This is a genomic window from Pseudomonas brassicacearum (genome assembly GCF_003732225.1).
Lineage (GTDB): Bacteria > Pseudomonadota > Gammaproteobacteria > Pseudomonadales > Pseudomonadaceae > Aquipseudomonas > Aquipseudomonas brassicacearum_E.
Genome location: NZ_MOBJ01000014.1, coordinates 303,295 through 326,819, shown reverse-complemented (window position 1 = coordinate 326,819; position 23,525 = coordinate 303,295). Strand labels below are relative to the sequence as shown.

At 59.0% G+C, this 23,525-nt stretch carries 23 protein-coding genes; 19 read left to right on the top strand and 4 right to left on the bottom strand.

Annotated elements, in window-relative coordinates; genetic code table 11:
• Positions 1-357 precede the first annotated feature (357 nt).
• Together BK659_RS21295 and BK659_RS21290 are read left to right on the top strand one after the other, a co-directional pair.
• A complete protein-coding gene (locus BK659_RS21295; protein WP_123426909.1) occupies positions 358-1,707 on the top strand; it encodes an NCS2 family permease in 1,350 nt (449 codons plus the stop codon).
• Between the two features lie 64 nt (positions 1,708-1,771).
• On the top strand, positions 1,772-2,398 hold the full coding sequence (locus tag BK659_RS21290) for a LysE family translocator (RefSeq protein ID WP_123426908.1): 627 nt from the start codon (positions 1,772-1,774) through the stop codon (positions 2,396-2,398).
• Positions 2,399-2,598: 200 nt separating this feature from the next.
• On the opposite strand, the gene uraH is transcribed toward BK659_RS21290, so the two are convergent.
• The gene (uraH, locus tag BK659_RS21285) at positions 2,599-2,952 is read right to left on the bottom strand and encodes a hydroxyisourate hydrolase (RefSeq protein ID WP_123426907.1); all 354 of its coding nucleotides are present in this window, start codon (positions 2,950-2,952) and stop codon (positions 2,599-2,601) included.
• 435 nt (positions 2,953-3,387) lie between these two features.
• Here uraH and puuE point away from each other — a divergent pair, with 435 nt between their 5' ends.
• The 9 genes from puuE (at position 3,388) to BK659_RS21245 (ending at position 11,764) form a co-directional block, all read left to right on the top strand.
• Positions 3,388-4,314 carry an allantoinase PuuE gene (puuE, locus tag BK659_RS21280; RefSeq protein WP_123426906.1) on the top strand — a complete coding sequence of 309 codons (927 nt, stop codon included), beginning with the start codon at positions 3,388-3,390 and terminating at the stop codon, positions 4,312-4,314.
• Positions 4,311-4,826, top strand: coding sequence for a 2-oxo-4-hydroxy-4-carboxy-5-ureidoimidazoline decarboxylase (uraD, locus tag BK659_RS21275; RefSeq protein WP_123426905.1), 516 nt, complete (start codon positions 4,311-4,313; stop codon positions 4,824-4,826). The genes puuE and uraD overlap by 4 nt, the downstream gene beginning before the upstream one ends.
• An 88-nt stretch (positions 4,827-4,914) precedes the next feature.
• Positions 4,915-5,910 (top strand): allantoicase, encoded by a 996-nt coding sequence (gene alc / locus BK659_RS21270; RefSeq protein WP_123426904.1) that lies wholly within the window; start codon positions 4,915-4,917, stop codon positions 5,908-5,910.
• A 128-nt stretch (positions 5,911-6,038) separates the two neighbouring features.
• Entirely contained in the window at positions 6,039-6,542 is a 504-nt protein-coding gene (locus BK659_RS21265) for an ureidoglycolate lyase (RefSeq protein ID WP_007988150.1), read from the top strand.
• A gap of 50 nt (positions 6,543-6,592) precedes the next feature.
• Complete coding sequence (locus BK659_RS21260; protein WP_123426903.1) at positions 6,593-7,900, top strand: urate hydroxylase PuuD; 1,308 nt, start codon at positions 6,593-6,595, stop codon at positions 7,898-7,900.
• A 152-nt stretch (positions 7,901-8,052) separates the two neighbouring features.
• The gene (locus tag BK659_RS21255) at positions 8,053-9,411 is read left to right on the top strand and encodes a nucleobase:cation symporter-2 family protein (RefSeq protein ID WP_123426902.1); all 1,359 of its coding nucleotides are present in this window, start codon (positions 8,053-8,055) and stop codon (positions 9,409-9,411) included.
• Between the two features lie 335 nt (positions 9,412-9,746).
• Entirely contained in the window at positions 9,747-9,929 is a 183-nt protein-coding gene (locus tag BK659_RS27665) for a hypothetical protein (RefSeq protein ID WP_148050444.1), read from the top strand.
• Entirely contained in the window at positions 9,926-10,711 is a 786-nt protein-coding gene (locus BK659_RS21250) for an outer membrane protein OmpK (protein WP_123426901.1), read from the top strand. The genes BK659_RS27665 and BK659_RS21250 overlap by 4 nt, the downstream gene beginning before the upstream one ends.
• Positions 10,712-10,909: 198 nt before the next feature.
• Complete coding sequence (locus tag BK659_RS21245) at positions 10,910-11,764, top strand: pirin family protein (RefSeq protein WP_123426900.1); 855 nt, start codon at positions 10,910-10,912, stop codon at positions 11,762-11,764.
• Positions 11,765-11,898: 134 nt separating this feature from the next.
• Here BK659_RS21245 and BK659_RS21240 read toward each other — a convergent pair whose 3' ends face one another.
• Together BK659_RS21240 and BK659_RS21235 are read right to left on the bottom strand one after the other, a co-directional pair.
• Complete coding sequence (locus BK659_RS21240) at positions 11,899-13,071, bottom strand: patatin-like phospholipase family protein (RefSeq protein WP_123426899.1); 1,173 nt, start codon at positions 13,069-13,071, stop codon at positions 11,899-11,901.
• A gap of 50 nt (positions 13,072-13,121) precedes the next feature.
• Positions 13,122-14,054, bottom strand: a complete 933-nt coding sequence (locus tag BK659_RS21235; protein WP_123426898.1) for a lipid A biosynthesis lauroyl acyltransferase — start codon at positions 14,052-14,054, stop codon at positions 13,122-13,124.
• A 121-nt stretch (positions 14,055-14,175) separates the two neighbouring features.
• Between BK659_RS21235 and minC the strand changes: the two genes are divergently transcribed.
• The 8 genes from minC (at position 14,176) to BK659_RS21200 (ending at position 22,118) form a co-directional block, all read left to right on the top strand.
• On the top strand, positions 14,176-14,913 hold the full coding sequence (gene minC / locus BK659_RS21230) for a septum site-determining protein MinC (RefSeq protein ID WP_123426980.1): 738 nt from the start codon (positions 14,176-14,178) through the stop codon (positions 14,911-14,913).
• Between the two features lie 201 nt (positions 14,914-15,114).
• Positions 15,115-15,927 carry a septum site-determining protein MinD gene (gene minD / locus BK659_RS21225; RefSeq protein ID WP_054593514.1) on the top strand — a complete coding sequence of 271 codons (813 nt, stop codon included), beginning with the start codon at positions 15,115-15,117 and terminating at the stop codon, positions 15,925-15,927.
• Positions 15,927-16,181 carry a cell division topological specificity factor MinE gene (gene minE, locus BK659_RS21220; protein WP_019693048.1) on the top strand — a complete coding sequence of 85 codons (255 nt, stop codon included), beginning with the start codon at positions 15,927-15,929 and terminating at the stop codon, positions 16,179-16,181. The genes minD and minE overlap by 1 nt, the downstream gene beginning before the upstream one ends.
• Before the next feature lie 186 nt (positions 16,182-16,367).
• On the top strand, positions 16,368-17,003 hold the full coding sequence (locus BK659_RS21215) for an RluA family pseudouridine synthase (protein WP_123426897.1): 636 nt from the start codon (positions 16,368-16,370) through the stop codon (positions 17,001-17,003).
• 57 nt (positions 17,004-17,060) lie between these two features.
• Positions 17,061-18,167, top strand: a complete 1,107-nt coding sequence (locus BK659_RS21210; protein WP_123426896.1) for a hypothetical protein — start codon at positions 17,061-17,063, stop codon at positions 18,165-18,167.
• Positions 18,168-18,258: 91 nt separating this feature from the next.
• Complete coding sequence (locus BK659_RS21205; RefSeq protein WP_123426895.1) at positions 18,259-19,548, top strand: M18 family aminopeptidase; 1,290 nt, start codon at positions 18,259-18,261, stop codon at positions 19,546-19,548.
• Positions 19,549-19,733: 185 nt separating this feature from the next.
• The gene (locus BK659_RS27790; RefSeq protein WP_185015439.1) at positions 19,734-19,883 is read left to right on the top strand and encodes a hypothetical protein; all 150 of its coding nucleotides are present in this window, start codon (positions 19,734-19,736) and stop codon (positions 19,881-19,883) included.
• Positions 19,884-19,961: 78 nt separating this feature from the next.
• A complete protein-coding gene (locus BK659_RS21200) occupies positions 19,962-22,118 on the top strand; it encodes a mechanosensitive ion channel family protein (protein ID WP_123426894.1) in 2,157 nt (718 codons plus the stop codon).
• Between the two features lie 519 nt (positions 22,119-22,637).
• Here the strand turns inward: BK659_RS21200 and phnR are convergent.
• Positions 22,638-23,351: a phosphonate utilization transcriptional regulator PhnR gene (gene phnR / locus BK659_RS21195; protein WP_123426893.1), complete on the bottom strand. Its 714-nt coding sequence runs from the start codon at positions 23,349-23,351 to the stop codon at positions 22,638-22,640.
• Positions 23,352-23,525 lie beyond the last annotated feature (174 nt).

Below are 23,525 nucleotides of genomic sequence, written 5' to 3'. Positions count from 1 at the left end.
AAAATAAACCGGCCCATTCGCCGGTTTATTGGTTTTTACCCTTCCCTCACACCACCTTCGCTGCCCGAGCCTGACACACGACGCCGGCACACAGTTCGAGGAGTCGCTACGGCGTGAGCAGATGTCCGGGCGGCGATCCGCCGAATGCGTCTAAAACGGCGATATATCCCAATTGCCGATCCTTTCGTCCACAAAACCAAAAACATTATTTGCTTTATTTGTATACAAAAGCATAATTCGCTTCGTGCGAGTTCCTGACCAACCGGTCAACAAATTCGCAAGTACCTCAAAGAGCCGCTGCCCACCTCATGTGTCCGGCTCTGGAAATAACAATAAAACTCTTGAGGAGTACTCGCTGTGGAAAGCCGCAAATCCGAAGCCTCGACGCTGGAACTCTCGCCGCCATTACGCAATGGCTGGCTGGAGCGCATTTTTAAACTCAGCTTGCATGGCACCACGGTGAGGACCGAGCTGATTGCAGGTATTACAACCTTCATCACCATGGCCTACATCATCTTCGTCAACCCCAACATCATGGCGGACGCCGGGATCGATCACGGCGCAGCCTTCGTTGCGACCTGTATCGCCGCGGCACTCGGTTGCCTGTTGATGGGACTGTACGCCAACTGGCCGGTTGGCCTCGCGCCAGGCATGGGCCTGAACGCCTTCTTTACCTACACCGTGGTCGGCACCATGGGCTACCACTGGGAAGCAGCGCTGGGTGCGGTGTTCATTTCCGGTGTGCTGTTCATGTTCCTGACCCTGTCACGCGTTCGGGAATGGCTACTCAACAGCATTCCAGTGAGTTTGCGCTTCGCCATGGGTGCAGGCGTTGGCTTGTTCCTGGGGATCATCGGTCTGAAAACCGCCGGCATCATCGTCGCAAGCCCGGCCACGCTGATCAAACTGGGCAATCTGCGTGACCCTGGTCCGCTGTTGGCCGCCGTCTGCTTCCTGATGATTGCGGTGCTTAGTTACCACCGCGTGTTCGGCGCGATCCTGATCAGCATCATCACCGTGACCCTCGCCGGTTGGGGTCTGGGCCTGGTGCACTACAGCGGCATCATGTCGACACCGCCGAGCCTGGCGCCGACCTGGATGGCCATGGACATCGCCGGCGTGTTCAACATCAGCATGATCAGCGTGGTGCTGGCGTTCCTCTTCGTACACATGTTCGACACCGCCGGCACCCTGATGGGCGTGGCACAACGGGCGGGTCTGGTCGGCGAAGACGGGAAGATCGAAAACCTCTCCCGCGCGCTGAAAGCCGACAGTGCTTCGAGCGTATTCGGTGCGATGGTCGGTGTACCGCCCGTCACCAGTTATGTGGAAAGTGCTGCCGGCGTGGCCGCCGGCGGTCGTACCGGTCTTACCGCTGTGACCGTAGGTGTGCTATTTATTGCCGCGATGTTCTTCGCCCCGCTGGCTGGCATGATCCCCGCTTACGCCACTGCGGGTGCGCTGATTTATGTGGCCATGCTGATGATGAGCGGCCTGGAGCACATCAAGTGGAGTGAAGCCACTGACAGCATTCCGGCGATCGTCACGGCCATCATGATGCCGCTGACCTTCTCGGTTGCCGACGGCATTGCGCTGGGCTTTATCACCTACGTGGTGCTCAAGGCCGGTACGGGTAAACACAAGGAAATTTCCATCAGTCTTTGGGTGCTGTGCGCGATCTTTATCGCCAAGTTCATTTTCTTGTAAGCGATTCAAGCGTCAGCCAGCCTCACCCCGTCGGGTGGGGCTTTTGCACATTAGGAGGAAAGTGATGAGTCTGGAAACCTGGCTGCTGTTCAGCGGCGCTGCCCTGGTGGTAATCCTGATCCCGGGCCCCTTGTCGTTGTTGATGATCAGCAACAGCCTGAACTACGGCTTGCGCCGTTCGTACCCGGCGTTTCTCGGCGGAGTGACTGCCTCGATCTGCCTGTTGAGCGCTTCGGCACTGGGTCTGGGTGCGCTGCTGCTGGCTTCGGAGCAACTCTTCAGCGCGCTGAAGATTGTCGGCGCGCTGTATCTGTTCTATCTCGCCTGGCAAAGCTGGCAGCAATCGCGTCAGCCATCGGTAGGCGCCGAAGTGCCCCAGGCCGCGCCGGTACCACGCTTTCGTGCTCTGTTCGGGCGCGCGTTCGTTCTGGGTGCCAGTAACCCGAAAGACATTCTGTTCTTCGCCGCCTTCCTGCCGCAGTTTTTGAGCGCACAGCAACCCTTTCTGCCGCAGCTGCTGATCATGATCGCCACCTGGACCCTGCTCGACCTGTGCTGCAAGCTGGCTTACGGCCTCGGCGCGCATGGTGCCGCGCGTTACCTGCGCAGCGGCAAGGGCCAGAGCTGGTTCAACCGAATCAGCGCCGGGTTGTTCGGTGGCGCAGGGGCTGCCTCCCTGTTGAGCCGGTAAAGAGCAAAAGCATCGCGAGCAAGCTCGCTCCCACATTGGATTGTGGTGTTCATAAAACCTGTGGGAGCGAGCTTGCTCGCGATGGCGTCGGCACAGGCACCACATTTCTCAAGACGAAAAAAAGCCCGCAGTGTGAGCGGGCGAAAGACCAAAGAAGCTATATGCGCAGTCGCTTCTGAGAAAGATAGCTTGGGGGAGTCCTAGCTTCCTCTGTAGGTCGAATAGCTGTAAGGCGAAATCAACAACGGCACATGGTAGTGATCCTGCTCTGCCGAGATACCAAACCGCAGCACCACCACATCCAGAAAGGCCGGCTCCGGCAGCTGTACACCGCGCGCACGGTAGTAATCGCCGGCATGAAACTGCAGCTGATAAACCCCGGAACGGTAGTCATCGCCTTGCAACAAGGGCGCGTCGCAACGGCCGTCGTTGTTGGTCAGTGCACTGGCGACCAATTCCAGTTGCGAACCCTCAACGCGGTACAACTCGACCTTGATCGAGCTTCCCGGGCAACCGTGTGCTGCGTCCAAAACGTGTGTAGTCAAACGTCCCATTGATTCTGCGCGCCTGCCTGCGTTTGCAGCAGTCAGGCCTCGCGCCTCCTGGAGTCAGTTAAAAAGGAGACCGCACCTTTTCGGAGCACGAAAAGCGGCGGCGAGCGACTGATTAAGACACTTTTCAAAAAAATTGTACACAATAAAAACGACATTTTTACCACTGCCTCCACCATTCAGCGATTCTCGGCGAATCGTACGCCGAACCATAAGATCAGTGGACCTTCCATCCATTAGCTGACCACTCAGGCAGGTTTCTTGCAGTACCCTCGAAAGATGACAGTTGATGAAAAATGCAAAAAATCAGGCTTACAAAGTGAATATAAAGTTGTATACAATCAGTCCATCGCTGTGACGCCAGCCTGTCACCTCACCTTCAGGCCGCCACACCACCCTTATCGCGAATAAGTAACCCGAATAAGAAGGAAGACTGCAGTGAGCGCTGACTACCCACGCGACCTGATCGGTTACGGCAGTAACCCTCCCCACCCACACTGGCCGGGCAATGCCCGCATCGCCTTGTCCTTCGTGCTCAATTACGAGGAAGGCGGCGAGCGCAACATCCTGCACGGCGATAAAGAGTCGGAAGCCTTCCTCTCGGAAATGGTCTCGGCGCAGCCGCTGCAAGGCGAGCGCAACATGAGCATGGAATCGTTGTACGAGTATGGCAGCCGTGCCGGCGTCTGGCGGATCCTCAAGCTGTTCAAGGAATTCGACATTCCGCTGACCATCTTCGCCGTGGCCATGGCCGCCCAGCGCCATCCAGACGTGATCCGCGCCATGGTTGAAGCCGGCCACGAGATCTGCAGCCACGGTTATCGCTGGATCGACTACCAGCACATGGACGAAGCGCAAGAGCGCGAGCACATGCTCGAAGCCATCCGTATCCTCACCGAAATCAGCGGCGAGCGCCCACTGGGCTGGTACACCGGCCGCACCGGACCGAACACTCGTCGGCTGGTGATGGAAGAAGGCGGTTTCCTGTACGACTGCGACACCTACGACGACGACCTGCCGTACTGGGAACCGAACAACCCTACCGGCAAACCGCACCTGGTGATCCCGTACACTCTGGACACCAACGACATGCGTTTCACCCAGGTTCAGGGGTTCAACAAGGGCGACGATTTCTACCAGTACCTCAAGGACGCGTTCGACGTGCTCTACGCCGAAGGTGCCGAATCGCCAAAAATGCTTTCCATCGGTTTGCACTGCCGCCTGATCGGCCGCCCTGCCCGTCTGGCCGCATTGAAGCGCTTTATCGAATACGCCAAGAGCCATGAGCAGGTCTGGTTCAGCCGCCGGGTCGACATCGCCCGCCACTGGCATGAAACCCACCCATACCAAGGGGCGTCGAAATGACTACCTTCCAGACCTTGACGCCATCGATCTTGAGCCGCGACGCCTTCGTCAAAGCCTTTGCCGACATTTACGAACATTCGCCATGGGTCGCCGAAAAGGCTTTTGACCTGGGCCAGGACGCAGCGATCAATGAGATCGAAACCCTGCACCAGCGCATGAGCAACATCCTGTTGAGTGCCGATCACGCCAGCCAACTGGCCCTGATCAACGCTCACCCGGACCTGGCAGGCAAAGCCGCCGTCCAGGGCCAACTGACCGAAGCCAGCACGAATGAGCAGGCTGGCGCCGGTATTCACCAATGCTCGAGCGAAGAGTTTCAGCGCTTCACCGAGCTGAACGACGCCTACAAAGCCAAGTTCAAGTTTCCCTTCATCATGGCGGTAAAAGGCAGCGACCGGCATCAGATCCTCGCAGCGTTCGAAACGCGCATTCACAACTCGGTAGACACCGAATTCAAATGCGCGCTGGCGGAGATCAACAAGATCGCGTTGTTCCGATTACTGACTCTTTAGCGAACCTGGCTCGAGCGTAAATGAACGTAAAAAACGCCCTGGGCCCTGCAAGCATCCCAAGCCACTTTATTAAAGGCAGACTAGAAGAATGAAAGCTTACGCCGTACCTTTCGAGAAGTTCGTCAACCTGGCCGACGCCCGCCTGGGCACCAAAATCATCTCGGTCACCGATGACTGGTTCGCTGATGCCAACCGCCTGTTCCAGCCGACTCCGGCGGTCTGGAAAGAAGGCGTGTTCGATGACAACGGCAAGTGGATGGATGGCTGGGAGTCGCGTCGCAAGCGCTTCGAAGGTTACGACAGCGCGGTGATCCGCCTCGGCGTGCCGGGCTCGATCAAGGGCGTGGACATCGACACCTCATTCTTCACCGGCAACTTCCCGCCGTCCGCCTCCCTGGAAGCCTGCTTCCTGGCCTCCGGCGAGCCAACTGAAAACACCCAGTGGGTTGAAGTGCTGTCGGCCATCGAGCTGCAAGGCAACAGCCACCACTTCCACGAAATCAACAACGACCAGGCCTTCAGTCACCTGCGTTTCAACATCTACCCGGACGGCGGTGTCGCCCGTCTGCGCGTGTACGGTATTCCGTACCGCGACTGGTCGGCGGTTGGCGACAACGAGCAAATTGACCTGGCCGCAGCCCTGAACGGCGGTCGCGCCCTGGCCTGCTCCGACGAACACTTCGGTCGCATGAGCAACATCCTCAACCCGGGCCGTGGCATCAACATGGGCGACGGCTGGGAAACCGCACGTCGTCGCACCCCGGGCAATGACTGGGTGATCGTCGCGCTGGGGCATGCAGGCGAGGTCGAGAAAGTCATCGTCGACACCCTGCACTTCAAGGGCAACTACCCGGACACCTGCTCGATCCAGGGCGCGTTCGTCAAGGGCGGCACCGATAGCCAGATCGAAACCCAATCGCTGTTCTGGCGCGAATTGCTGCCGGCGCAGAAACTGGAAATGCACGCCGAACACACCTTCGCCGAGCAGATCAAAGCCCTGGGCCCGATCACCCACATCCGTCTGAACGTGTTCCCGGACGGTGGCGTGAGCCGCTTGCGTGTACTGGGCAAGGTCGCTAAATAAGCGGCGCGGCCAATCGCGAGCAAGCTCGCTCCCACATTGAATTGTGGCGTTCACAAAACCTGTGGGAGCGAGCTTGCTCGCGATAGCAATAGAACAGACAACAACGAATTCAAGGTAAGAAGACCAGCATGCGCACATTGACGATTGAACCGCTGACCAAAGAAGCCTTCGCCCCTTTCGGTGACGTGATCGAAACCGACGGCAGCGATCACTTCATGATCAACAACGGTTCGACCATGCGCTTTCACAAACTGGCGACGGTGGAAACCGCCACGCCAGAAGACAAGGCGATCATCAGCATCTTCCGCGCCGACGCGCAGGACATGCCGCTGACCGTCAGCATGCTGGAGCGCCATCCGCTGGGCAGCCAGGCTTTCATTCCGCTGCTCGGCAACCCCTTTCTGATCGTGGTCGCGCCACTTGGCGATGAACCTGTATCAGGCTTGGTCCGCGCCTTCGTCACCAACGGCAGGCAGGGCATTAATTACCATCGCGGCGTTTGGCACCACCCGGTGCTGACGATCGAAAAGCGGGATGACTTCCTGGTGGTTGATCGCAGTGGCACAGGCAATAACTGCGATGAGCATTTTTTCAAAGAGGATGAGCGTTTGATCCTCGCCCCCCACCAATAAGAGAAGGTCTGATCACTCGACAACAGAGTGACAGGCGAGAGGTAAAGACTGTGGAAGCACATCTGTTGGAATGGCTGAACCTGAGCGTGCGCTGGGTTCATATGATCACTGGCGTGGCCTGGATCGGCGCGTCGTTCTACTTTGTCTGGCTGGAAAACAACCTCAATCGGGTCAACCCGAAAAATGGTCTGGCGGGCGATCTCTGGGCGATTCACGGTGGCGGGATCTACCACCTGGAGAAATACAAACTGGCCCCACCGACCATGCCGGACAACCTGCACTGGTTCAAATGGGAAGCCTACTTCACCTGGATGTCGGGGATCGCGCTGCTGTGCGTGGTGTTCTATTCCAACCCGACGCTGTACCTGCTGGCACCTGGCAGCACCCTGAGCGGACCTGAAGGCGTGGCCATCGGCCTCGGCTCGCTGTTCATCGGCTGGTTCATCTACTCATTCCTGTGCGACTCGGCCCTGGGCAAACGCCCTGCCCTGCTCGGCGCAATCCTGTTCGTGCTGATCATCGGCGCCGCCTACGGCTTCAGCAAGGTGTTCAGCGGTCGTGGCGCTTACCTGCACGTGGGCGCCATCATCGGCACCATTATGGTCGGTAACGTGTTCCGCATCATCATGCCGGCCCAACGGGCACTGGTAGCGGCCATCGCCGAGAACCGCACGCCAGATCCGGCACTGCCAGCCAAAGGCTTGCTGCGTTCACGTCACAACAACTACTTCACCCTGCCGGTGCTGTTCATCATGATCAGCAACCACTTCCCGAGCACCTACGGCAGCCAGTACAACTGGTTGATCCTGGCCGGAATCGCGGTGCTGGCGGTGTTGGTGCGTCACTACTTCAACACCCGTCACGAAAGCCACAAGTTCGCCTGGACCCTGCCCGTCGCGGCAGTGGGCATGATCTGCCTGGCGTATGTCACCGGCCCTGCGCCGATGAACACCCCGGAAGTGGCCAAGGCTCCGGCGAAGATCGAGTACCAACCGTTGCCAGAAACCGCTCTCGGTGGTGGCGCCAAACCCGCTGAAGCAGCGCCTGCTGCACCAGCCGCCCCTGCTGCACCGGCGCAAGCCTCGACAGCCAGTGGTCCGGACTTCAGCAAGGTGCACAGCGTGATTCAGGAACGTTGCGCGGTCTGCCATTCGGCCAAACCGACCAGCCCCCTGTTCAGCGCAGCACCCGCCGGCGTGATGTTCGATACCCCGCAACAGATCCAGCAATTGGCCCCGCGGATTCAGGCCCAGGCCGTCGCCAGCCAGATCATGCCGCTGGGCAACATCACGCAGATGACCCAGCAGGAACGCGACCTGATCGGCGCCTGGATCAACCAGGGAGCCCGGACCAATTAAGTAGTTGAAAGCATCGTCGGAACGCCGCCCGGAGCAAGCTCGCTCCCACAGGATTTGTGTTGCCTGTGTGGGAGCGAGCTTGCTCGCGATCAACCGCGAAGCGGTTGCCTGATGTAAAAAATCACAAGAATAAAAAAGATCCGAGGTGTTGCATGTCCGTGTCATCCGAAGCACGCATCCCCGACGCACCCGCGATTCAACGACTGCCGCTGTTGCAACTGATTCTGGTCGGTCTGCAACACGTTCTGCTGATGTACGGCGGGGCCATCGCGGTACCGCTGATCATCGGACAGGCCGCCGGCCTGAGTCGTGAAGAAATCGCCTTCCTGATCAACGCCGACCTGCTGGTCGCCGGCATTGCAACCGTCGTGCAATCACTGGGCATCGGTCCCATGGGCATTCGCATGCCGGTGATGATGGGTGCCAGTTTCGCGGCGGTCGGCAGCATGGTGGCCATGGCTGGAATGCCCGGCATCGGCCTGCAAGGGATTTTCGGCGCGACCATCGCCGCCGGGTTCTTCGGCATGCTCATCGCGCCGTTCATGTCCAAGGTGGTGCGCTTCTTCCCACCGCTGGTGACCGGCACTGTCATCACCTCGATCGGCTTGTCGCTGTTCCCCGTGGCCGTGAACTGGGCCGGCGGTGGCAACGGCGCGGCACAATTCGGATCACCTGTTTACCTGACCATCGCCGCGCTGGTGCTCGGCACCATCCTGCTGATCCACCGCTTCATGCGCGGTTTCTGGGTCAATATTTCGGTGCTGATCGGCATGGGCCTGGGTTACATCCTCTGTGGCCTGATCGGCATGGTCGACCTCAGCGGCATGGCGCAGGCGCCGTGGGTGCAAATCGTCACCCCATTGCACTTCGGCATGCCGCAATTCCATCTCGCGCCGATCCTTTCAATGTGCCTGGTGGTGGTGATTATCTTCGTCGAGTCCACCGGAATGTTCCTGGCGCTGGGCAAGATCACCGGCCAGGAAGTCTGCCCACGGATGCTCCGTCGCGGTTTGTTGTGTGATGCCGGCGCATCGTTCTTCGCCGGGTTCTTCAACACGTTCACCCATTCCTCGTTTGCCCAGAACATCGGTCTGGTGCAGATGACCGGCGTGCGCTGCCGTTCAGTGACCATCGTTGCCGGCGGTTTACTGGTGGTGTTGAGCCTGCTGCCCAAAGCGGCCTTTTTGGTGGCCTCGATTCCGCCGGCGGTACTCGGCGGCGCGGCGATTGCCATGTTCGGGATGGTCGCGGCCACCGGGATCAAGATTCTCCAGGAAGCCGACATCGCCGACCGGCGCAACCAGTTGCTGGTAGCGGTGAGTATCGGCATGGGCCTGATTCCGGTGGTTCGTCCGGAATTTTTCGCCCACTTGCCGTTGTGGATGAGCCCTATCACCCACAGCGGCATTGCCATGGCGACCCTAAGCGCGCTCTCGTTGAACCTGCTGTTCAACATTCTCGGCGGCGCAGAACGGGCCGCCAACAATGACTGCCACGCTCATCAGCACTGACGGATAAGCGGACGGTCCGCCCGCCCTTTCATCGTTATCCGGTTTCACCGGTGACACGAAGTACCCGCATGACAGGCCGACCGGCGATACGACCGGTCGCTGTCAGCGGCTGTCTGCGCCTTAACAATAAGAACAATCGAGGAGCAATACGATGACAGACTTAATAACGGTGCCCCCTTGCGGGGCGCTTGAGCCATGGCGCGGGAGCCAGTATTCTCCGCGGCCGCCTGAATCGGGTCTAAAAAAAAGCCCGGATTTAATTCCTGACCAGACAGCCAACTTATCCCGGCTCTGGACGGTCACAAGGCACACCCCAATAAAAACCGAATGGACGCTTGATCGACTGTTTTCCAGCAGCCGAATGGGCGTTTTTTTGCTTTTTAAAAGCCTTGGTTCTGCTTGCTGGAGCTCGGAAACTGACCGGTTGGATGATTTTTACAGCAACGAAAAAAGGCGCCACACCAGAGCGCCGACTCAAAAAAAACGTGGAACCACTTACTTTGGGAGCAACCGAATGAAACGTACGTGCACTAGCCTGATGCTCGCTGGATCCTTGCTGGCGGGGGGCCAGGCAATGGCCGGCGATCTGCTGCAATGGCAGAACAACAGCCTGACCTACCTCTACGGCAAAGACTTTAAAGTCAACCCGAGCATCCAGCAAACCGTGACCTTCGAGCACGCCGATGCCTGGAAATATGGGGACAACTTCCTGTTCATCGACAAGACGTTCTACAACGGCAAACCTGACGCCTTCGTCGGCAATAACACTTACTACGGTGAATTCAGCCCGCGTCTGTCGTTCGGCAAGATCTTCGACCAGAAACTCGAATTCGGCCCGATCAAGGACGTCCTGCTGGCCATGACCTACGAGACTGGTGAAGGCGATGTCAACTCCTACCTGATCGGTCCGGGCTTCGACCTGGCCATTCCCGGTTTCGACTACTTCCAGCTGAACTTCTACAATCGCCACACCGACGACAAACGACCGGGTAACAACATCTGGCAGATCACTCCGGTCTGGTCCTACACCATCCCGGTGGGCAGCTCCAGCGTGCTGATCGACGGCTACATGGACTGGGTGGTCGACAACGACAAGAACAGCCAAGGCACCTACCACGCCAACCTGCACTTCAACCCACAGATCAAGTACGACTTGGGCAAAGCCTTGCATTGGGGCGAGAAGCAGTTGTACGTCGGTGTCGAGTACGATTACTGGAAGAACAAGTACGCCATCGAAGACACGCGGGAGTTCACCACCAATCAAAGCGCCACGAGCTTGCTGGTGAAGTACCACTTCTGATCCAAAGTCAAAAGATCGCAGCCTGCGGCAGCTCCTACGGGTGTACACAATCTCGGCGTAGGATCTGCAGGCTGCGATCCTTTGATCGTCAGCCAACACATCGAACATCCCGATAAAACCCCCGCAAAATTCGCAACCATTGATCAATCCGTCTGGCATAGCATGGCGCCATTCCACTCTGATCGAGGAGTTGCACCGATGACTCAATTTCGCAAAGTGCTGAGCCTGCATACCGGCCAACCCGCGTCCGATGGCGCCGGAGTCAAGCTGACCCGGGTATTTGGTGGCGCAGGTGTCGAACGCTTCGACCCGTTCCTGATGCTCGACGAGTTCGGTTCGGAAAATCCCGACGACTACATCGCCGGCTTCCCGCCCCACCCGCACCGTGGCTTCGAGACCGTGACCTACATGCTCGAAGGCCGCATGCGCCATGAAGACCATCTGGGTAACGTCGGTTTGCTGGAAGGCGGTGGCGTGCAATGGATGACCGCCGCCAAGGGCATCATCCACAGCGAGATGCCAGAGCAGGAAGAAGGCGTCATGCGCGGCTTCCAGCTGTGGCTGAACCTGCCGGGCAAGCACAAACTCGATCCGGCCAGTTATCGGGACATTCAGCCGGCAGACATTCCACGACTGAAAACCGCACAAGGCGTCGAGGTGGTGGTGATTGCCGGTTTATTCGATGACGGTGCGGTTAAACAGGTTGGCGCCGTGCAACGGCCGGATACCGAACCGCATTACTTTGATTTCCATCTTCCGGCCGGTACTAGCATCACGCCGATACTGCCGGACGGACATCGGGCACTGCTCTACGTGTATGACGGCAGCGTGGAGTTGCCGGGGCAGACCCAGAGCGTCGGCGTCAGCAAACTGGTCCGTCTGTCGGATGAAGGTGAGCTGCAACTGAGCAGCGAGTCCGGGGCCAGGGTGTTGTTGATCGCTGGTAAACCGCTGGGTGAGCCGATCGTGCAGTACGGGCCGTTCGTGATGAACACCCGGGAGGAGATCGAACAGGCATTGCGTGATTTTCGCGATGATCGGTTGACGGCGTAGTTATTTATCGCCTGAACGTACGCCATCGCGAGCAGGCTCGCTCCCACACTCGATTTGTGTAACGCCGCAAATAATCGGCACGACATAGATTAAATGTGGGAGCGAGCTTGCTCGCGATGGCCGCACTGCAGTCCTCAAGCCAGGACTGCAGGCTCCTCCAACCCCAGAAACCTGCACAACTCTTCGCGCTTGGCCAACGCATCGCGACGGCCAAGCTCGATCAACTCGCTGCAGTACCCCGCCTCGAACAGCAAATAACTCAACACCCCGGCACCGCTGGTCTTGGTCGCACCCGGCCCGCGCAGGAACAGTCTCAACGCTGCCGGCAGCTCTTGCCGATGCCGCGCGGCGATTTCGTCGATCGGCTGACTCGGCGCAATCACCAACACGTCCACTGGCGCCACGCCCAGGCTGCGGGCCATGGTACTGGCCGGCAACAAGTGACTGAACTGGTTCAAGCGTTGCAACAGCTCGATGTCGCTCTCCAGGCTGTCAATAAACGTACTGTTGAGCATGTGCCCGCCGATCTGGGCGAGCGACGGCTGCTGACCGGTGTAGGTGCGCTGCAAAGGGTTCTCGGGATCGACACCGCGCGGGTTGCCGCTGACGCCCACCACCAGCACCCGGCTCGCCCCCAGGTGCAGGGCCGGGCTGATCGGCGCTGACTGTCGCACTGCACCATCACCGAAGTACTCGTTGTCGATCTTCACCGGCGCAAACAACAGCGGTATCGCCGAACTGGCGAGCAAATGGTCGACCGTCAATTGAGTCGGCACGCCAATACGTCGATGGCGCAACCAGGCATCGATGCTGCGGCCGCCCTGATAGAAGGTCACGGCTTGCCCGGACTCATAACCGAATGCGGTGACGGCCACGGCGTGCAGTTGTTTTTGCGCAATGGCTTCATTGATTCCGGACAGGTGCAGCTTGTCGCTCAACAGATCGCGCAACGGTGAGCTGTTCAGCAGCGCCACCGGCACTTTTGCGCCAATCCCCAACAGGCTGTGGCTGACAAACCGAGTGGCCTGGCTAATGACTCCCGGCCAATCGCTGCGTAACACCAGGTCGCTGCGAAAGCCCTGCCAGAACGCGGTCAACCGCTGGATGGCGGCGGTAAAGTCCATCGCTCCGCTGGCCAGGCTCACCGCGTTGATCGCCCCGGCCGAGGTACCGACGATCACCGGAAACGGATTGGCAGAACCTGCCGGCAGCAGCTCGGCAATCGCCGCCAGTACCCCGACCTGATACGCCGCCCGAGCCCCGCCGCCGGAAAGAATCAAACCTGTAACCGGCTCAGCTGAACTCATCGCAACGCTCCATGGTGCTTGGGCCTTCAATCTAGTCTGACGAAATGGATTCAACCACGCTTGGGATACAATTTCGGCTCGCCGGGCGGACGGCTCTTGAAGCGGCGATGGGTCCAGAGGTACTGCTCAGGGCAATCGCGCACGCATTCTTCGACCCACTGGTTGATCCGCAGACAGTCAACCTCGTCGCTTTCACCCGGAAAATCGCTCAGCGGCGCATGGATCACCAGACGGTAGCCACTGCCATCGGCCAGGCGTTGCTGGGTGAACGGCACCACCAGCGCCTTGCCCAACTTGGCAAACTTGCTGGTAGCGGGCACGGTCGCGGCCAGAATGCCGAACAACGGCACGAAGATACTTTGCTTGGCGCCGTAGTCCTGATCCGGTGCGTACCAGATCGCCCGGCCTGCACGCAGCAACTTGAGCATGCCGCGTACGTCGTCGCGCTCCACCGCCAGCGAATCGAGGTTATGCCGCTCACGACCGCGCCGCTGTATGTAATCGAACAGCGGGTTTTTGTGTTCGCGGTACATGCCGTCGATGGTGTGCTGCTGGCCGAGCAACGCCGCGCCGATTTCCAGCGTGGTGAAGTGCAATGCCATCAGGATCACGCCCTTGCCGTCGCGCTGAGCCTGTTTGAGGTGCTCCAGCCCTTCGACATGGGCCAGGCGCGCCAGACGCGCCCGGGACCACCACCAGCTCATGGCCATCTCGAAGAAGGCAATACCGGTCGAGGCGAAGTTTTCCTTGAGCAGACGCTTGCGCTCGGCAGGCGTTTTTTCCGGAAAACACAATTCCAGGTTGCGCTTGGCAATGCGCCGACGGTCGGTGGCGACCCGATACATGCCGGCACCCAGCGCACGACCAATGCGCAGCAGCACCGGATACGGCAACTGAACGACCAGCCACAGCAGCCCTAGACCGCACCATAGCGGCCAAAACCGTGGAAGAAAAAATGCAGCTCTGAATTGCGGGCGATCCATTAACGATTCCGGACAGACAACAAGGCCGCGCATTCTACATCGGTTCGACCCGGCTTGCGGCTCGCGGGCGTTCTCGTTATAAGTCTCGGCACTTTTAGTGACAAGCCGTTTTATGCCGACCATGAGCCAAACCGAACCGCTAGACCAAGATCCCGTGTTCCAGTTGAAGGGCAGCATGCTCGCCATTACGGTGCTGGAACTGGCCCGCAACGACCTCGACAACCTCGACCGACAACTGGCTGCGAAGGTCGCCCTGGCACCTAATTTTTTCAGCAATGCACCGCTGGTGCTGGCCCTGGACAAACTTCCGGCTACTGAAGGCGCCGTCGACCTGCCTGCACTGATGCGCGTTTGCCGCCACCATGGCTTGCGCACGCTGGCCATCCGCGCCAGCCGCATCGAAGACATCGCCGCCGCTATTGCCGTCGATCTGCCGGTGCTGCCGCCTTCTGGCGCGCGTGAGCGGGCAATCGACCCACACGAAGGCGAAGTCAGGAAAAAACCGGAAAAACCGCCTGAACCGACCATCAAACCGACCCGGATAATCACTTCGCCCATTCGCGGTGGCCAGCAGATTTACGCCCAAGGTGGCGATTTGGTAGTAGTTTCCTCGGTCAGTCCGGGGGCGGAACTTCTCGCCGATGGCAACATCCATGTATACGGGCCGATGCGCGGTCGTGCGTTGGCCGGCGTAAAAGGTGACACCAAGGCACGGATTTTCTGTCAGCAATTGAGCGCTGAACTACTCTCCATCGCCGGTCATTACAAGGTTTCCGAAGATTTGCGCCGCGACCCACTGTGGGGTTCTGGCGTACAAGTCAGCCTGTCGGGCGACGTGTTGAACATCATTCGGCTTTAACGGATACTGCCGCATTTTCCAAGCATCTCTAAAACGTAGCGAAAACGGCTCAAACTGAAGTAGGAAAAAGGCACAAGGCAGTGTTTACCCGAGGTAAACCCCGCCCAAAGCCGGATTCCAGCCAAGGCTGTCCGACTGCAGTAGTTTTCAAGAGATGTTTTTCAGGGGCTAAAAGTCCTTTTTCCTTAGGGGTGAAACACCTTGGCCAAGATTCTCGTGGTTACATCCGGCAAGGGTGGTGTGGGTAAGACCACCACCAGCGCCGCTATCGGTACCGGCCTCGCTTTGCGCGGCCACAAAACAGTCATCGTCGACTTCGACGTCGGCCTGCGTAACCTCGACCTGATCATGGGTTGCGAGCGTCGCGTGGTGTATGACTTCGTCAACGTGGTCAACGGCGAAGCCAACCTGCAGCAAGCCCTGATCAAAGACAAGCGCCTGGAAAACCTCTACGTGCTGGCTGCCAGTCAGACGCGCGATAAAGACGCACTGACCGTAGAAGGCGTGGAAAAAGTGCTCATGGCACTTAAAGAAGACTTCGAGTTCGTGGTCTGCGATTCTCCGGCGGGCATCGAGAAAGGCGCTCACCTGGCCATGTATTTCGCTGACGAAGCGATCGTCGTGACCAACCCGGAAGTCTCCTCGGTACGTGACTCGGACCGCATGCTGGGCCTGCTGGCGAGCAAGTCGCGTCGCGCCGAAAACGGCGAAGACCCGATCAAGGAACACCTGCTGCTGACCCGCTACAACCCAGAGCGCGTAAGCAACGGCGAAATGCTCGGCGTCGAAGACGTCAAAGAGATTCTGGCGGTCACCCTGCTGGGCGTGATTCCGGAATCGCAAGCCGTACTCAAAGCTTCCAACCAAGGCGTACCAGTGATTCTCGACGACCAGAGCGACGCCGGTCAGGCGTACAGCGATGCCGTCGATCGTCTGCTGGGCAAAACCGTGCAGCACCGGTTCCTTGACGTTGAGAAGAAGGGATTCTTCGAGCGCCTGTTTGGAGGTAGATAATGAATCTTTTTGACTTCTTTCGTGCCAACAAAAAAGTAAGCACCGCGTCGGTAGCGAAAGAGCGTCTACAGATCATCGTGGCGCATGAACGCGGCCAGCGCAGTACCCCTGATTACCTGCCAGCCTTGCAGAAGGAACTGGTCGAGGTGATCCGCAAGTACGTCAATATCGGGTCCGATGACGTGCACGTAGCACTGGAAAACCAGGGCAGTTGCTCGATTCTGGAACTCAATATCACCCTGCCAGATCGCTGAGTCGATCCGGCTGGAGCCACGGCGGCTCAGGCTCTCCAATCTCCCTGTAGGAGCTGCCGCAGGCTGCGATCTTTTGATCTTCTCTTGATCTAAAACTCAAGATCAAAAGATCGCAGCCTGCGGCAGCTCCTACATTGGACATTGAGGGTTCTGAGCCGCCGTTGGCGTTTGTTACGAGGCTGTTTAATGCCGCTGTCGAATATCCGCATCATCCACCAGGACGCCGCCGTACTGGTGGTGGACAAGCCCACCCTGCTGCTCTCCGTGCCCGGTCGCGCCGATGACAACAAGGACTGCCTGATCACCCGGCTGCAAGAAAACGGCTACCCGGAGGCGCGCATCGTCCATCGACTGGACTGGGAAACCTCCGGGATCATCCTGCTGGCTCGCGACCCGGATACCCATCGCGAACTGTCTCGGCAGTTTCACGACCGCGAAACCGAAAAAGCCTACACCGCACTGTGCTGGGGCCAACCGGTACTGGACAGCGGCAGCATCGACTTACCGCTGCGCTACGACCCGCCGACCAAACCCCGCCACGTGGTGGACCATGAATTCGGCAAACATGCGCTGACCTTCTGGCGCGTACTGGAACGTTGCGGCGACTGGTGCCGGGTCGAACTGACACCGATCACCGGTCGCTCGCACCAGTTGCGCGTGCACATGTTGTCCATCGGTCATCCGCTGTTGGGCGACGGGCTTTACGCTCACCCGCAAGCCCTGGCCGCCTGGCCACGCTTGTGCCTGCACGCCAGCATGCTCAGCTTCACCCACCCGCAAAGTGGCGAACGCCTGCGCTTCGAGTGCCCGGCACCGTTTTGAACATTAGTCAGCAGCCCGTCGCGGCTGCCATCGAAAATCGTAAGGACATGGAACCCGATGACGCATAGAGTCCCCGGCTCAGCCGCCCTCGCAAAAGCGCCGCAGCAACTGCTGTACCTGGTGTATGGCAACCAGGATAATTACCGCAGAGAAGCCAAGTTCAGTATTCTGACTGCGTTGTCGCAGCTCAAGAAAGGCGAGTCCCTGTGCATCAGGATCTTTACCGACAGGCCTGAAGACTATGCCGGCTGGCCCGTTGAAACCCTGGCCCTGGATGAACAGACCTTATCCTTATGGCAAGGCGAGAACGGTTACCACCATCGCCGCAAGGCCTGTGCCATTGCTGCCGGGTTGAAGCTGGCCGAAAGAACCCTGTTCGTTGACACCGATACCCTGTTTCTCGAAAACCCCAATCGGATCCTCAAACGTATTCAACCTCAGCAGTATCTGATGGATCGTTTCGATTACGACTGGAGCTACGTCTGCAAACGCCCGTCTTATGTGAAGCTCGGCACTTGCCTGCAGGCTCATGGCATTAGCGCCGACAACAGCTTCAAGCTGTACAACAGTGGTCTGTGTGGCGTCACCGACAGCGATACACCGCTGCTTGAAAAGGCCATCACGCTGATCGATGAATGGACCCAAGGGTCCTTCGATATCCATACGATCGAGCAAATTGCCCTGTCATTCGCCATGCGCGACAAACCGGTGCAAGAAGCGCGGAAGTTCATCTATCACTACTTTGCCGAGAAAGGGTACTTTCATGCCATGCTGAAGCACTTCTTTGCCCAGCATGGCGAACAGTACCGCCCGCAATTACTGGTACTTTGCCGTGAGGTTCCTCGCAGCAAACCGTTCCCCTCTGCGTTGAAACGCCTGCGAATCAAATGGCAATTGCGCAATAAGCGCGGAAGCTTGAGGAAGGTCGGTCGCGATCTTCTGTACGGAAGTGCCGCGCCCGATCACCCGTATTACACGGTCTGCCGACATGAATGGTGGGAAAGCGCGTCTCGAGAAATTCGGCTCTGGGACGAAAGCCAAAGGAGCAAGCTCTTGCCCCTGAGTCAGGGACGCTGGCCAAAACAATTGCCCAAGCCCACAAAGCCTGGAGATAAGCAGGCAATCATTGCTTATCTGCAAAAGCGATTATCCGAAGCAAGCTAGCGGGCCTGCCTCGTGACAGTGCCATCAATGCACTTGCCCAATGCCCCGAGCCAATACGTTAAACTCGCGGCACTGCTGTCTGGAGCTACTTATGCGCGAAGAGTTGAACCAAGGCCTGATCGACTTCCTCAAGGCCTCCCCTACCCCATTTCATGCCACCGCCAGCCTAGTTCAGCGTCTGGAAGCGGCGGGTTATCAGCGCCTTGACGAGCGCGAGCCCTGGACCACCGAAGCCAACGGTCGCTACTACGTCACGCGCAACGACTCCTCGATCGTCGCCATCAAGATGGGGCGCAACTCCCCATTGCATGACGGCATCCGACTGGTCGGCGCCCATACCGACAGTCCGTGCCTGCGGGTCAAGCCGCAACCTGAACTGCAACGCCAGGGTTTCTGGCAGTTGGGCGTCGAAGTCTATGGCGGCGCACTGCTCGCCCCCTGGTTTGACCGTGACCTGTCGCTGGCGGGCCGCGTGACCTTCCGTCGCGACGGCAAGGTCGAAAGCCAACTGATCGACTTCAAGGCACCGATCGCCACCATTCCCAACCTGGCCATTCACCTCAACCGTGAGGCCAACATGGGCTGGGCGATCAACGCACAGACCGAACTGCCGCCGATCCTTGCGCAATTTGCCGGTGACGAGCGCGTGGACTTCCGCGCCGTGCTCACTGATCAGTTGGCCCGGGAACACGGCTTGAATGCCGACGTGGTACTCGATTACGAGTTGAGCTTCTACGACACCCAAAGCGCCGCCATCATCGGCCTGCACGGCGACTTCATTGCCGGTGCGCGCCTGGACAATCTGCTGTCATGCTACGCCGGCCTGCAAGCCTTGTTGACGGCTGAAACCGATGAGACGTGCGTGCTGGTGTGCAACGACCATGAAGAAGTCGGCTCCTGCTCGGCGTGCGGTGCCGACGGCCCGATGCTTGAACAGACCCTGCGTCGTCTGCTGCCTGAAGGTGACGAGTTCGTCCGCACCATTCAGAAGTCGCTGCTGGTCTCGGCCGACAACGCCCACGGCGTGCACCCCAACTACGCCGACAAGCACGACGCCAACCACGGCCCGAAACTCAATGCCGGCCCGGTGATCAAGGTCAACAGCAACCAGCGCTACGCCACCAACAGCGAAACCGCCGGGTTCTTCCGTCATCTGTGCATGGCCGAAGAAGTCCCGGTGCAAAGCTTTGTGGTGCGCAGCGACATGGGCTGTGGCTCGACCATCGGCCCGATCACTGCCAGCCATCTGGGCGTGCGCACCGTGGACATCGGTCTGCCAACATTTGCCATGCACTCGATCCGTGAACTGTGCGGCAGCCATGACCTGGCGCACCTGGTCAAAGTGTTGAGCGCGTTCTACGCCTGCCGCGAGTTGCCGTGACCCTGAATGTAGGAGCTGCCGAAGGCTGCGATCTTTTGATTTTGCTTTTAAGACAAGATCAAAAGATCGCAGCCTTCGGCAGCTCCTACACACATATCACCACCGGTCGCACAAAAGCCTCCTAGACTTACATCAACCCTCTCGACAAGGCTGTCGCCATGATCTCGATGTCGGTTTTCAACTCCATGCTCATTCCAATACTCTCGGGAATGATCCTGCTGGCCATCGGCTTCAACTTTCGCGACAAGAACGCCGGGGTGTTCTCGATGTGGATCGGCATGCTGCTGATCCTCGCCACCGTGATTTACAAAATCCTCGCAAAACTGAACGAATAAAAGCGCTGACTACGCTCGCATTGGTTTTGCCCCGCTCGTACACTCGCTCGACCTGCACCTGTTGAGGTTGACCGCCTAGTGTTCGCTCGTCTTTTCGCCCTGCCGTCTACGTTGTTCATCTGCCTGTTGATGCTGCTTCCCATGGTCCCTGCTCAGGCCGTCGGCCTGCCGAGCCTGCTCAACGGCTCATCAAAAGCCCAGCCGGAAGCGACCGAACCGCTGGGGCAATCGCTGGACGAAGTGATCAAATCGCTGGAAAACGATCAGCAACGAGGCAGGTTGCTGGCCGATCTGAAGAAACTGCGCGACGTCAGCAAAAAAGCCCAGACGCCCACCGAAGAAGGCGTGCTCGGCTTGATCGGCGGCGCCCTGGCCAGCCTCGAACAACAGTTTTCCGGTGTCGACAGTCCGCTCACTCGCTGGTCCGACGAGTTCGACCTGGCCAAGGACGAACTGCGCGCGCTGATGCTGCCGGTCAGCGAATGGCTGCCGATGCTCTTTGCCTTCGCCCTGATTCTGATGCTCTGGAGCCTGCTCGCCGCCGCGCTGATCTGGCTCGGTCATCGCGTACGAACACGCTTCGGCCTTACTGAAGAATTGCCGCAACACCCCAAGACCTGGGACATGTTGCGCTTTGCCCTGCGCAAACTCGGCCCCTGGCTGATCGCCCTGCTGATTACCGTCTACATGAGCTATGCCCTGCCGTCATCGCTGGGTAAATACCTGGCCATGGTGCTGGCTTATGCACTGGTGGTCGGCACCTGCTTCTCGGCGATCTGCGTGATCGCGTTTTCCGTGCTCGACGGCCCGCACCGGCATCGCGCCCTGTACATCCTGCGGCACCAGGCCTTCCGCCCGCTGTGGCTGATTGGCAGTTTTGCAGCCTTCGGCGAAGGCTTGAACGACCCACGGCTGGTCGCCAGTCTCGGCATTCACCTGGCCCACATCACCGCGACCATCGCCAATGTGCTGGCAGCGATTTTTACCGGCCTGTTCATCCTGCGATTCCGTCGGCCCATCGCCCACCTGATCCGCAACCAGCCATTGTCACGGCGTCTGACCCGTCGTGCACTGAGCGACACCATCGAAATTCTCGGGACCTTCTGGTACTTGCCGGCATTGGTGCTGGTAGCGATCTCGCTGTTCGCCACCTTCGTCTCCGCCGGCGACACCAGCACCGCACTGCGCCAATCGTTGATCTGCACCGTGCTGCTGGTGTTGTGCATGGTCATCAACGGACTGGTCCGCCGCCATGCACTCAAACCGCAACGCGGGGCAAAGCGTCACGCGCTGTATTCGGACCGCCTCAAGAGCTTCTTCTATACCCTTGCGCACCTGACGGTGTGGCTGGCGTTCATCGAGCTCGGCTTGCGGGTCTGGGGCATGTCGATGATCCGCTTCACCGAAGGCGAAGGCCATGAAGTCAGCGTCAAACTGTTCAGCCTGGGCGGTACGCTGATCTTCGCCTGGCTGATCTGGATCCTCAGCGACACCGCCGTGCACCACGCCCTCACCCGCTCACGCAAAGGCCTGGCCAACGCGCGCGCGCAGACCATGATGCCGCTTATCCGCAATGTGCTGTTCGTGGCGATTTTTATCATTGCGCTGATTGTCGCCCTGGCCAACATGGGCATGAACGTCACGCCGCTGCTGGCAGGTGCCGGCGTGATCGGTCTGGCCATCGGTTTCGGCGCACAGTCGCTGGTCTCCGACCTGATCACCGGACTGTTCATCATCATCGAAGACTCCCTGGCCATCGACGACTACGTGGATGTCGGCGGCCACCTGGGCACCGTCGAGGGCCTGACCATCCGCACCGTGCGGCTACGGGACATTGACGGCATCGTGCACACCATCCCGTTCAGTGAAATAAAAAGCATCAAGAACTACTCGCGGGAATTCGGCTACGCGATCTTCCGGGTGGCGGTGCCGTACAACATGGAAATCGATGACGCGATCAAACTGATGCGCGAAGTCGGCCAGAAAATGCGCACCGACCCAATCCAGCGCCGTAACATCTGGTCGCCGCTGGAAATCCAGGGTGTCGAGAGTTTCGAGTCCGGCAGCGCAATCCTTCGCGCCCGGTTCAAGACCGCACCGATCAAGCAATGGGAAGTCTCAAGAGCGTTCAACCTGTCGCTCAAGCGTCATCTGGATGAAGCCGGACTGGATCTGGCGACGCCGAGGATGAGTATTCAGGTGGTGACGGCAGGTGGTGGGTTGGAGAAGGAGTAATGGGGGGCGGCTTCGCCACCCAGCGGGAGCAAGCTCCCTCGCCACAAAAGCAGATCTACCTCGCCCACATCACCACTCAACAGGCCGAGCGTTAGCTCGCCTGCAGCCGTTGATCTTGACCCACCCGTCCCTTCGGGAGGCCGAGTGGAGGTGTTCATCAGGGGGTTGGCGCGCAGCGCCGTACGGCGAAGCCGGACACATCGAGAGGAGGTCGTCGCGCAGCAGACCGTAGGCGATGCCCCCTGATGGACACCGGAGCGAGGGAACGCCGAGCCTATGCGAGGGGCCGGACGCTTGGGGCGAAGACCTTTGCTTCCTTTGGGGCGTTTGCCAAAGGGAGTCGCCGTCAGGGCGAAACCGCCAGCAGCCGTTACCGCAGCAACGGATATGTACACCTGCAAGAGAATGGTCGGCTGTCAGGCCGCCATCGCGAGCAAGCTCGGCTCCCACAGTAGATCTTTGTACACCCCGCAAAAGACAGGCCGGCTGTCAGGCCGCCATCGCGAGCAAGCTCAGCGCCTACAAGACATCCACCCCGACATGAATCGCATCATGCCGCCAGAACTCCAGGTCACAATCGATCAACCGTTCGTGCTGATCATAATTGACCCGGGCAATCCGCAGGCCCGGGCTACCAACAGACACCCGTAAAGCCGCTGCCGCATCCACCGACAACGAAGTCGGCACAATCTCGAACCGCACCCGCCCGTAGTGCAAATCGTAATGCCGCGCATACAACTCGGTAATCGACTGATTGAGATCGAACTCCAGAATCCCCGGAAAAAACTGCGGATTCAAATAGTGCTCGACGTACAAAACCAACCGCCCATCGATGCGTCGCGAACGGCAGATCTGAATCACGCTCGACAACGCCGGCAACTGCAACCATGCGCAAACCGCCGCAGACGCAGGTTGCAACCGTGCCGAAATCACCTCGGTCGACGGCGCCCGCCCTTGCGCACTGACCATCGCGTGAAAGTGACTGCGCTGCATCAGGTTGTAGGCCAGGCGCGGTGGCGAGACGAACCAGCCGCGCCGCTCTTCGCGATAAATCTGCCCCTGGGCTTCGAGCTGCAACAACGCCTCACGCACGGTGATCCGTGTGGTATTGAACAACTCACTGAGTTTGCGCTCGGCCGGCAGCTTGCTCGCGGGCGTCAGCAGACCGTGCTCGATCTGCTCCTGCAGCACTTGACCAATGGCTGTCACCGCCTTGATTGCCTCATCGCGCATCAATGTTACCTATCTGGACTAGACCAGCACTGTTTCGGGGCAGGATCACGCCAAAAAACGCGTCCTGATACGTATTGCAAGCCTAGGCAATCCATATGACTGATCGATGACAAAGGCGCCGAACGGTTGATCCAGACCTTTGCAAATAAGCGGCCAAGTCCTTGCAAACCGGCC